Annotated in this window: 1 protein-coding gene; it reads right to left on the reverse strand. The window is 44.2% G+C overall.

Annotated features, from left to right (window positions below; all coding sequences use genetic code 11):
• The coding region (locus tag ACFCTO_RS12170; protein WP_499876972.1) for a DDE-type integrase/transposase/recombinase at positions 1–419 on the reverse strand (419 nt) is incomplete at both ends.

Here is a 419-nt window from a genome sequence, read left to right on the forward strand (position 1 = left end):
ATAGGCTTTCATTTGATATGCCCAGCCCTGATCGGAGTGAAACGTTCTTCGATACGGACAATCAGCCGTGATTTTGATTGCTTCAGCCTGCGCTTCCAGTATGCTTTTAGCCGAAGGATGTTTCGCTATTCCATAGCTGATGATTTCATTGTTGAACATGTCCAGGAAAGGATCCAGATAAAGCTTGTGCAGGGTCAGATGTCCCTGTGTATCTACTTCATAATATTTGAATTCTGAGGTGTCGGTTGTAATCTTCTGGTGCGGAATAGTCGTGTTAAAACGACGTCGTATCCGATTCGGAGCCACGGTTCCTACCTTGCCTCTATAAGAGCTGTATTTACGGCTTTTTCGAGTAAAGGATGTTACCTGAAGGCCTAGTTTCTGCATGATACGTTGGACTTTCTTCTTGTTCACGCAAT

The organism is Megasphaera indica (genome assembly GCF_046614755.1).
In the GTDB taxonomy this organism is placed as follows: Bacteria; Bacillota; Negativicutes; order Veillonellales; family Megasphaeraceae; genus Megasphaera; species Megasphaera intestinihominis.